Genomic DNA, 10,441 nt, shown 5'->3' with positions numbered 1-10,441 from the left:
AAAATTTCCATCAACCCTAAAAATTATAGAACCATCTTTATAAAAGAAAACGACTTACAGAAATGCTCTGTAAGTCGTTTTTTGTTGTTTATTTGATGAAATTTAACCGCGTGCTAAACGTGTACGAATTTTAGTAGATACAAATTCAATGAATAATACTAAAATGATTAATCCGCAAAGAATGGCCCCTACTTCATTCCATTTATAAGCGCTCATCGCAAACATTAAAGGAGAACCGATACCACCTGCACCTACCATCCCTAAAACCGTCGCATCTCTTAAGTTCATATCAAAACGATAAATAACCGTTGAAATGAAAGACGGAATTAATTGAGGCAAGATGCCAAATCGGATTTTTTGGTACAAATTACATCCGCTAGCATCTAATGACTCTAAAATCTTGTAATCTAAGTCTTCAATTGCTTCGATATACAATTTTGAAATCATCCCGATGGATGCTACAGACATTGTTAAAAGCCCTGTAAATGCTCCAGGACCTGTTACCCGGATGAACATTAATCCGTAAATTAATGTTGGAACTGTTCGGATTGCCATAATTAAAGTACGGAAAACTAACGCTACCGGCTTTGGAACGATATTTGTTGAAGACAAGAAAGCAAATGGAATTGCTAGAATTGATCCTACTAAAGTTCCTAGAAAAGCAATACAGATGGTTTCTAGCAGAAGATACGCTACACCTTTGTTGGAAGTGTCAAATAAGAGTGTTGTATCCGGAGAAAAAATCCCTTTAATAATGTTCTTTGAGATTTCAGCGCCATTCTCAGGAATTTTACTTAATTCAATAGTCGTACCAGACCATGCAACAAGCGTTACAAGAATTAAAACAACCATTAATTTTACAATCCAAGTACGAGGAGCTTTTTGATATTGATTTAAAACTGCTTCATTCATTTAAGTCCCCTCCTACGCTAATTTAGTACGTAAATAATAACTAACGCTTTCGATTATGACTACAGTTAAGAATAGAATCACTAAAATCATCCCGACGTTGCTATATTCACGCCAACCTAAGTTTTCATTTAAAATAATACCGATACCACCAGCACCTACATAACCAAGAATAGAAGCGTATCTCACATTCCCTTCAAAACAATATAAAGAAGAAGCTAAATAACCTGGTAAGATTTGCGGAATGATAGCACTTGAGAAGGCTTTCCCTTTAGTAGCACCCAAAGCTTCAGCAGCTTCGAAAGCTCCCATATCAACCGTTTCGATTTGCTCGTATAGTTGTTTTCCACAATAAGCGAATGTATAGGTTGCAATCGCAAACGTACCTGCGAGTGTTCCTAAACCGAATATATATGTAGCAATTAATGCGGTTACTAGTGTTGGTAATGTTCGAACAACACTTAAAAATAAACGACTTAAACTAATTACAAACTTATTTTTTACAATGTTGCTAGATGCAATAATCGCAAAAGGAATTACTAAAATCGATCCTAATAAAGACCCCAATAAGGACATTTTAATCGTATCGATTAATGGTGACCAAATTGAACTAGAGTATTCCCAGTTTGGTGGGAACATTCTACCAATCATTACAAAGAATTGTCCACCACGTTGCATAAGCGTTTTTAAGTTAAATCCCGTTACTTTACCAGCGTAATACATTGCCACAAGAAGCAGAATCGTAATAATAATCGCTTTCGAGCGTGGTTCTCTTACGGTAGTTCCGTTTTCTAGTGTATATTCTTTTGGTGCGAAGAGTTTACTTAGCTTCATTCAACCCCTCCACCTTTCCTTTGTAGATTAAATCTAAAACTTCAGGAGTCACTTCAGAACTTGGACCATCATACACAATTTCGCCATCTCTAATTCCTAAGATACGATCAGCATACTCAAGCGCTAACTCTACATGGTGAATGTTTAAAAGAATAGAAATATTCATGTCTTTGTTAATACGTTTGAAGTCTTCCATCACTCGTTTTGCTGTGACTGGGTCCAGTGCCGCAACTGGTTCATCCGCAAGAATAATTTCTGGATTTTGTGCTAATGTACGAGCTAAAGCCACACGTTGTTGTTGCCCACCGGATAATTGGTCCGCACGAATAAAGGCTTTATCAACAATTCCAACTTTATCTAAGGCTTCTAATGCATGTAATTTTTCTTTTTTGGTATAAATTCCAAATAACGAACGGAAGAATGGAATATCTGGTACGATAGACGTCAATACGTTTTTAATAACCGTTGTTCTAGTTACTAAGTTAAAAGATTGGAAAATCATCCCTACTTTATTTCTGCGGAATTTACGTAAAGATTTACCTTTTAGTTTACTTACATCAGTCCCGTCAACCGTTAATTTTCCTTCACTGATATCCAGCATTCTGTTAATTGTGCGAATAAGCGTAGACTTCCCAGCACCTGAAAGACCAATAATAGAAACAAACTCCCCTTGTTCAATTTCTAAGTTAATATTTTTAAGACCTTTAACCCCATTTGGATAAGTTTTAGATACGTTTTCGAATTTAATCATTTTTCTTGCCTCTCTCTCAAAAAAGGGTCAGGATAAATTTCCTAACCCTCATTTGATCTTCAACTCAAATTTATTAGTTACCTGATTTTAATTTTTTAAGTAATTTTTGTGCTTCACGTTCTTTATCGTAGTCGCTAGCATTTGCTTTCTTATAGCCTTTATGAGAGTAAATTTTGATAATTTCTTTACCTTCATCTGTTTTAGCAATATTCATCATTGCATTAGCGAACGCTTCTTTAAATGCGTCATCTACAATTGGAGAAGATTTACTTACTGAAATTGTGTCATTGTAAATATCTGGAGTTACACCGATAACGTTCGTTTCTTTGAAGATATCTTCTGAACGACCATAATCACTAGTCCATTTTTTAGCGTAATCGTTACGAACGTCAGCGTAACCAACCATGATATCAATTTGACCAGAAGCTAAACGTGCTGCTGAACTTGCGTAAGAGTCTGATTGAACAACATTTTGTAAGTCAGAAATTCCTTTCCCATACTTTTCTTGTAACCATAATGTTGGGTAAATATAACCTGATGATGATGAAGTTCCTAATACTCCCCATTTAGCAGAATTTAACTCTTCCCAAGTCAATTCTTGACCACTATTGATTTTCGCAGCTAATTCCTTCCCTTTTTCAGTAGGGCCAGCAATAACTAATCCTTTATAGGATGTAGCTTGTTCAGTTCCACGACCTGTTTCTTTTCCATCATTCCAATCTTTTGGATTAGTAGAGTCTTTTAATAAATTATCACGAGTAGCTGTTAATAATACATCAACTTCTTTGTCATACAATACATAAGTCCCACCAGGTAAGAAACCAATATCTGCACTACCTGATGCTAATGCTTCACCTACAGCGTCAAAACTTGTACCTACAGAGATATCAACATTTTTAACATCGTAGCCTTCTTTCGCTAGTTCTTTCTTTAGTAGTTCTTTTAATGGTTCTGTTGTTGTCACAATTGTTTCAGGATCACGAGATGGTACAAAAGCGATTTTTAAAGTTTCGATTGTTTTCGAAGCATTTTGGCTTTGGCTTTGATTTGTGTCTGAACCTGAATTACTAGAACATCCTGCTAATAAAGCTAATGATGATAAACCAATTGCTAATTTAGACCAAAAAGACTTTTTCATAAAAATATATCCTCCTAAGATACGTTTTGTTATTAGAAATTAAGAATTCCTTAACCCCTCTTACTATATTACAAGACATATCCGTAAATTACAACAGAAATATTATTAAAAATAAAGTTTTTCATACTATTTTCAAAATAATATTCAATTAAAATCATTGAAAACGCATAACATACGAACTTTAAAATACGAACGTTCGTTGGTTAAGGTAAAAAAAAGAAACCTCCCTAAATATAGGAAGGTTTCGAAGGAACTATTTATTTGGGAAATGTGATCTTAAGAATTGGTTTGCAAACTTAATGTCTTCTAACCAGTTTTCTTGACCTACATACCAGAATTCACCGGTGAAACGATTTACTCCGATTGATAAGAATGTATCGACCATACGTTTGAAATCGATTTGACCAGTACCAAATGGAATTTCACGGTAATGTCCAGGAATCGTTTCTTTTAAGTGAGCTGCAACAATATGCCCTCTTCCTAATTCGATATCTTCGTAAACATTTTTTGCACCAGGTTCTAATGATGCGTTCATTAAGTTACCTGAGTCTGGATATACTTGTAAGTATGGAGATTTCACTAATTCAACGAAACGCATTGATTTCTCAACAGTGTTCATGAATGGAGTTTCCATTGTTTCAAAACCAAGAAGAATTCCTTTTTGAGAAGCCATTTCAGTAGCTTTCTTAAGGTTTTGGATGAAGTAATCAAGTGTTACTGCATCTCCTTCTTCATAGTAAACATCGTATCCAGCTAATTGGATCACTCGGACACCTAAATCGTCTGCTAATTGAATCGCTTTTTCCATGATTTCTAGACTACGTGCGCGAATTGCTTCATCGTGCGAACCAAATGGATATTTACGATGGCCACTTAAGCACATTGAACGGATTGGAACTCTAGTTTCGAACATGTCGTTCACTAACTGTTGGCGTTCTTCCTTTGTCCATTCTAGACGACTTAATTTTTCATCAGTTTCATCGATACTGATTTCTAAAAAGTCAAATCCAGTTGCTTTAACAGTTTCTAACTTTTCTCTAAAACTAAGTGTGTTTGGCATTGATTTTTCATACAAACCAAGTTCATAAAACTTTTTATTGTCCATAGTAAGCATTCGCTCCATGTTTTCTTAAATAGTGTTTATCTAAAATTGTTTGTGACATTGGCTTCATATTTGGGTTTAAAGCAAAGTTATGCCAAGCCATGTTTGCAACGTATTCTAATACAGTAATGTTGTGTACCGCATCCATTGCGTCTTTACCCCATGCAAATGGTCCATGATTAAATACTAAAACAGCTGGAATCGCATTTGGATCTTTATCTTTGAAAGTTTCAACGATTACTTTACCTGTTTCTAACTCATAAGCACCTTTAATTTCTGCTTCTGTCATTTCTCTAGTACAAGGGATTGTTCCGTAGAAGTAGTCTCCTTGTGTTGTTCCGAATGCAGGAATTTCTTGTCCTTGTTGAGCCATTGTAGTTGCCCATAGAGAGTGAGTATGTACTACCCCATTTACATCTTTAAAATTACGGTAAATTTCTAAGTGAGTATCTAAGTCAGAAGAAGGTTTTAGAGTTCCTTCTACTTTATTACCGTCGATATCCACAATTACGATATCATCAGCAGTTAGTTTATCATAGTCAACGCCTGAAGGTTTGATTGCGATAACCCCTGCTTCACGGTCGTACTCTGAAACGTTACCCCATGTAAAAATAACTAATCCATGTTTTGGTAACTCTAAATTTGCTTTTAATACACGTTCTTTTAATTGTTCGTATGCCATTGTAGAATCCCTTCTTATAGGCCTAAAGCTTCAGAAATTTTTTCAGTCATTTCTTTTTCAGATAATAAGTTTTGTAAGCCTACGATTTTTGTGTTTGGTAAGTCTAATCCATCAAATACTTCTAATAAAGCTGATGAAATAACAACTAAATCATAGTTTTTTGCTGAAGATTTTGCTTCAGAAACTGCACAGTGATGAACTTCTAAAGGAATATTCAATTTTCTAAATACATTTGTTAATTTCATTTTGATAATTTGGCTTGAACCCATTCCGCTTCCACATGCTGCTAATACTTTCATAATTTACATCTCCTTATATTGCTAGAGTATCGGATAGAAAACACTACCCGATACCCTAATTTTACTATATTCTTTTACTTAATTAAATTAGTTTTGCTTAGACTCTAAATATGTTTCATAGTCTTCAGCAATAGTGAAGTAATGTTCTTTGTTTTTGCTGTATTGTAATTGAGGGATTGCTAAAAGAATAATTAACACAATTCCTAAACCAATGTATTGGAAGTTTTGCATTAAGAATCCGAAACCAACCCAAATTGTATCCCAGTCAAAGTTACCATGCCATCCACCGTATGCAGCTAAACCAAACGCACCTGCTGCGATAGCTCCACCTAATACTTGGATTAAACCTGATAAGAATGAAAGGATTGAAGCAGCACGTAAACCACCTTTATGGTTAGCGTATACTGCGAATGTAGCGTTATCGAAGAATACTGGTACGAATCCAGTGATGATTAATACTGGTGATTTGAACACGATTAATCCTAAGATTGCCACGATTTGTCCTAATACCCCGAATAAGAAACCAACTGTTACAGCGTTTGGAGAACCAAATCCGTAAACTGCAGCACAGTCAACCGCTGGCATAGAACCTGGTAATAATTTGTTAGAGATACCTTGGAACGCTTCTGATAACTCAGCAACGAATAAACGAACCCCTAATTGTAAGATTTGAACATAAACAGTGAATGTTAATGCAGTTTGTAAAATGTAGAAGAAGAAGTCGTCTGTTCCCTTTAATGTAGTCATTTTGAATTTAGAAGCAGCAACTGTTAATTCTTGTCCATTTACGCCTACTAAGTAGTCTTTACCTAATACTAATAAGATTGCACCGAAGAAAACGATCATTAAGATTGATGTTGCAACGATTGATTCTTTGAAGATTGATAAGAAACCTGGTAATTCAAGATCTTCAATCTTCTTATCGTTTTTACCTGAGAATTTAGGAGCTAATTTGTCAACTAACCAAACCCCAAACATTTGTTGGTGACCAATTGCAAATCCGCCGCCTTCTGTTAATTCTTGAGTAGCTTCTACAGTTAAGTTTGCAGCTACTGCCCAATATACACCTAATACAATACCTAATAAGATTACAAATTGTAATTGGTTAACATTTTCCCCTAAAGCTAAAGCCATTAACCAAGTTGCTGTAGCAGATTGTTGCACCATGATGTGACCAGTGATGAATACTGTACGAACTTTAGTTAATTTTCGGAAGATAACTAATACTAAGTTCGTTAAGAAAGCTACTAATAATACTTGTACTGTTAAACCTGTTGCATGACCAGCTGATTTTAATGCAGCTTCTGCAGCAGCTTGACCAAAGTATGGGTCAATAACGGCAGCTTGTAATCCAAAACGATCCCCTAATGCTGCTAATACTGGACGGAAGTTTGAAACTAATCCACCAGCAGCTACGTTTAAGATCATGTAACCTACAACTGCTTTAATAAAACCTGCTAATGCATCGTACCATTTACGACCCAATAGTAAATAACCAACTAAAACGATTAAACCAACAAAGTATTGTGGTTTAGTAAAAATGTTAGCATAGAAGAATTGCCAAAAACTGAATAAAAATTCCATTATTATTCACCTATTCCTTTTAAGATATTTTCTAAATCCTCTTTTGAGCGCGCTTCAACAAACGCATTAATAATTGATTCATCATCTAATAATGTCACTAACTCTGATAAGTTATTTAAGTGTTTTTCATTATCAGTTGATGCTAAAACGAAGAATAAATGTGGTTGGTAGTCAGCACCTGGTCCAAAATCCACAGCTTCTTCAATGTTCATAAATGCTACAGCAGTATCATTTACCCCTTTTCCTTCTTGTGCGTGAGGGATACAAATCTCTGGCGCAATTACGATGTAAGGTCCAAATTCATGAACATTACTAATAATGTAACCTGGGTATTCAGGTTCAATGATCTTTTGTTCTAATAAAGGTTGGCAAGCTTTTTTGATGGCTTCTTCCCATGATAGAGAACCTTTTTGGAACGAAAAGCGTCCATTTTCGATAATTTCTCTTAACATATTTTCCTCCTTGTGTTATTAAGAAATCGTATTCATTATTACGCTTGGATAAAGCCTAGAGTGGGTTAGCTCTAGGCTTTCCAAATTTAATGACAATATTATAAGAATGATGGGAATGGTACGTCATTCTCTACAGAGAATACATCGTCAAATCCACGGTAGAAGTTAAATTCTAATTTATCTTTGTCAGTTGGGTAAGTATACTTACCACCTACTTGCCAAATGAATGGTTTGAATTTGTATTCTAGGCGATCTTTCTTGAATTTCCAGATTTCTGTAATTTCTTTTGGATCTGCTTGGAAGTTCGCCCAAATGTCATAGTGAACTGGGATAACCACTTTAGCGTTTAATGATTCAGCCATACGTAACATATCAACTGAAGTTACTTTATCAGTGATACCACGAGGGTTTTCACCGTAAGCACCTAAGCACACATCGATTTCATGTTCGTTCCCATGTTTAGCAAACATGTTTGAGTAGTGAGAATCTCCTGCGTGATATAAGTTACCACCACTAGTTTTGAATAAGTAGTTAACAGCGATTTCGTCCATGTCTTGAGGCATTTTACCTTTAAGAACTTCACCGTCTTTAGCTGTAACTAAAGCTGTACGATCAAATGCTTCTAAAGCAACGATTTCGATGTCTTTGATTTTAACTGAGTCTCCTGGGTGTACAACGATTGTACGTTCAGTAGGAACTCCCCAACCTAACCAAGTGTTTACTACTTCTTGAGGTCCTACGAATTTAGCTTCTGGACAGTTGTTAGCAACTGCTGCAGCTGTATTAATGTCTAAGTGATCTGAGTGAATATGAGTTACTACTAAAGCATCAACATTTTTCACTTCGAATGGATCGATTACAAATGGTTGTGTACGTAAGTTTGGTTGTAAGTTTTGGCAACCACTCATACGTTGCATTTGGTGACCAGTTTTCATTTTTCCATTACCGTGGCTACGTTTACCAGTTCCACACCATAAGTCACATAAGATGTTTGTATTTTTTTCTGATTTTAACCAGATACCTGTACATCCTAACCACCACATAGCGAATGTTCCTGGTTTCACTTCTTCACGTTCGATTTCTTCATTTAACCAAGTTCCCCATTCTGGAAAAGTTGATAAAATCCAAGATTCTTTTGTTACATCTTTGATATTTGCCATTATTATTCCTCCTTGGGATTATCCCCAAATACGTTTGATTTCTTCTTTAAATTCACGAGCAGATTGCGCTGGATTTTCAGTAGCGTAAATTCCGCGGCCTGCGATGAATGTATAAATTGGAATTCCTTCAAACACTTTTAATGTGTCTTTTGTTAATCCGCCTGTAGCTGAAACTTTGAATCCCATGTCGATTAAACGACGGATTTTGTTTAAATCAGATTCAGTCCAAGTAGCTCCTGCAAATAGAGCATCACGGCTTTGGTGGAAGATTGCTTGGTCAATACCAGCGTCTCTCCATTGTTGTGCTTGTTCGAAAGTCCAATCTCCGTATAATTCTACTTGTAAAGACTTCACTTCTTTGTTTGCGGCTTCCATAGTTGGAATTGTTGCGCAGCAAATTACTGTCATCCAGTCTGCTCCAGCGAGGGCAACATTTTTAGCAACAGTTGTACCAGCGTCAGCACATTTTGTATCAGCAATGATTACTTTATCTGGGAAAGCACTACGTAAGCATTTAATCGCTTTGTCCCCTTCGTTTAAAAGTAAAATCGTTCCTGCTTCAATAATGTCTACTTCGTTTCCAACCGCAAGAGCATCTTTTAATGCATCTTCAATACGGTTGTGGTCTAAAGCAACTTGTAAATTAGGAATTGCCATTTCGTCATTCTCCTTTTCTGTCTTGCTTTAAACAATCATAAAATCATAACGTCTTACGAAAATGATCATTTAAAAAGTTACGGTACCAATTCATGGTATTAGTATAGTATAAACATTTTTTTGTTACAACCGTTTACAAACAAGTAATCGAATAATCAGTTTTATGATTGTTTGCGTTTACTTTACGAACGTTTGGAAATAAGCAATATGGTTATGTATATAGGAAGAATTCATAAAATTATATTATTAATACTACGAAAATATCTGTTTTGATCGTTTACGATTATAAAATAAAAATACCCTCTCAATAAAGAGAAGGTAATAATATTACTCATTTTCAATAATGACCTCTTCAGAAGCGTCATCCTCCAGTAAATGAACATGGATAACTTCCTCTAAAGAAGTAGGTACATTTTTCCCGATAAAATCTGGACGAATTGGAAGTTCTCTATGACCTCGATTGATAAGAATTGCTAAACTAATTCGCTTAGGTCTGTCGATATCCATAATTGCATCTAAGGCAGCTCTTACCGTTCTCCCTGTAAACAAAACATCATCCACTAAGACCACTTGCTTTCCTTTGATATTAAAAGGTATAGACGTTCCATTTAATACAGGCGCCTCTTCATTCTCAAAATCATGCCGATCATCTCGGTATAATGTAATATCTATTTCGCCAACAGGTACTTTAATCTTTTCTAAAGAAGAGATTTTCTCAGCGATGCGTTTCGCTAAAGTGATTCCTCTTGTTTTAATACCAAGTATCACTAAATTCGAAACGTCCTTTTGTTGCTCGATAATTTCATATGAAATTCTGGTTAATGCTCTACTAATAGCACCTTCATCCATAATTCTGACTTGTTTCATTAATTT

12 protein-coding genes are annotated in these 10,441 nt (G+C 35.5%); all 12 read right to left on the bottom strand.

Annotated elements, in window-relative coordinates:
- Window positions 1-102: 102 nt before the first annotated feature.
- On the bottom strand, window positions 103-912 hold the full coding sequence (phnE, locus tag HMPREF3106_RS05645) for a phosphonate ABC transporter, permease protein PhnE (protein ID WP_049555429.1): 810 nt from the start codon (window positions 910-912) through the stop codon (window positions 103-105).
- Window positions 913-924: 12 nt separating this feature from the next.
- A complete protein-coding gene (phnE, locus tag HMPREF3106_RS05640; protein WP_049555430.1) occupies window positions 925-1,743 on the bottom strand; it encodes a phosphonate ABC transporter, permease protein PhnE in 819 nt (272 codons plus the stop codon).
- A complete protein-coding gene (phnC, locus tag HMPREF3106_RS05635) occupies window positions 1,730-2,494 on the bottom strand; it encodes a phosphonate ABC transporter ATP-binding protein (RefSeq protein ID WP_005605483.1) in 765 nt (254 codons plus the stop codon). Before phnC ends, phnE (HMPREF3106_RS05640) begins: the two co-directional genes overlap by 14 nt.
- Before the next feature lie 73 nt (window positions 2,495-2,567).
- Complete coding sequence (locus HMPREF3106_RS05630; RefSeq protein WP_005605481.1) at window positions 2,568-3,632, bottom strand: PhnD/SsuA/transferrin family substrate-binding protein; 1,065 nt, start codon at window positions 3,630-3,632, stop codon at window positions 2,568-2,570.
- A 253-nt stretch (window positions 3,633-3,885) separates the two neighbouring features.
- Window positions 3,886-4,737: an L-ribulose-5-phosphate 3-epimerase gene (locus tag HMPREF3106_RS05625; RefSeq protein ID WP_246827537.1), complete on the bottom strand. Its 852-nt coding sequence runs from the start codon at window positions 4,735-4,737 to the stop codon at window positions 3,886-3,888.
- Window positions 4,727-5,416 carry an L-ribulose-5-phosphate 4-epimerase gene (locus HMPREF3106_RS05620; RefSeq protein ID WP_070444948.1) on the bottom strand — a complete coding sequence of 230 codons (690 nt, stop codon included), beginning with the start codon at window positions 5,414-5,416 and terminating at the stop codon, window positions 4,727-4,729. Before HMPREF3106_RS05620 ends, HMPREF3106_RS05625 begins: the two co-directional genes overlap by 11 nt.
- A gap of 14 nt (window positions 5,417-5,430) precedes the next feature.
- Window positions 5,431-5,718, bottom strand: coding sequence for a PTS sugar transporter subunit IIB (locus HMPREF3106_RS05615; protein WP_049555432.1), 288 nt, complete (start codon window positions 5,716-5,718; stop codon window positions 5,431-5,433).
- An 84-nt stretch (window positions 5,719-5,802) separates the two neighbouring features.
- Complete coding sequence (locus HMPREF3106_RS05610) at window positions 5,803-7,299, bottom strand: PTS ascorbate transporter subunit IIC (protein ID WP_070444945.1); 1,497 nt, start codon at window positions 7,297-7,299, stop codon at window positions 5,803-5,805.
- A gap of 2 nt (window positions 7,300-7,301) precedes the next feature.
- The gene (locus HMPREF3106_RS05605) at window positions 7,302-7,751 is read right to left on the bottom strand and encodes a PTS sugar transporter subunit IIA (protein ID WP_005605471.1); all 450 of its coding nucleotides are present in this window, start codon (window positions 7,749-7,751) and stop codon (window positions 7,302-7,304) included.
- Window positions 7,752-7,849: 98 nt separating this feature from the next.
- Entirely contained in the window at window positions 7,850-8,911 is a 1,062-nt protein-coding gene (gene ulaG, locus HMPREF3106_RS05600; RefSeq protein ID WP_070444943.1) for an L-ascorbate 6-phosphate lactonase, read from the bottom strand.
- An 18-nt stretch (window positions 8,912-8,929) separates the two neighbouring features.
- Complete coding sequence (locus tag HMPREF3106_RS05595) at window positions 8,930-9,568, bottom strand: 3-keto-L-gulonate-6-phosphate decarboxylase UlaD (RefSeq protein WP_048711867.1); 639 nt, start codon at window positions 9,566-9,568, stop codon at window positions 8,930-8,932.
- A 327-nt stretch (window positions 9,569-9,895) separates the two neighbouring features.
- Entirely contained in the window at window positions 9,896-10,435 is a 540-nt protein-coding gene (gene pyrR / locus HMPREF3106_RS05590; protein ID WP_070444940.1) for a bifunctional pyr operon transcriptional regulator/uracil phosphoribosyltransferase PyrR, read from the bottom strand.
- Window positions 10,436-10,441: the final 6 nt, after the last annotated feature.

This window comes from Granulicatella sp. HMSC31F03 (assembly GCF_001807725.1).
Classification (GTDB): Bacteria; Bacillota; Bacilli; order Lactobacillales; family Aerococcaceae; genus Granulicatella; species Granulicatella adiacens.
Note: the sequence above shows the minus strand (reverse complement) of the source record. Positions and strands in the feature narration are given on the sequence as shown.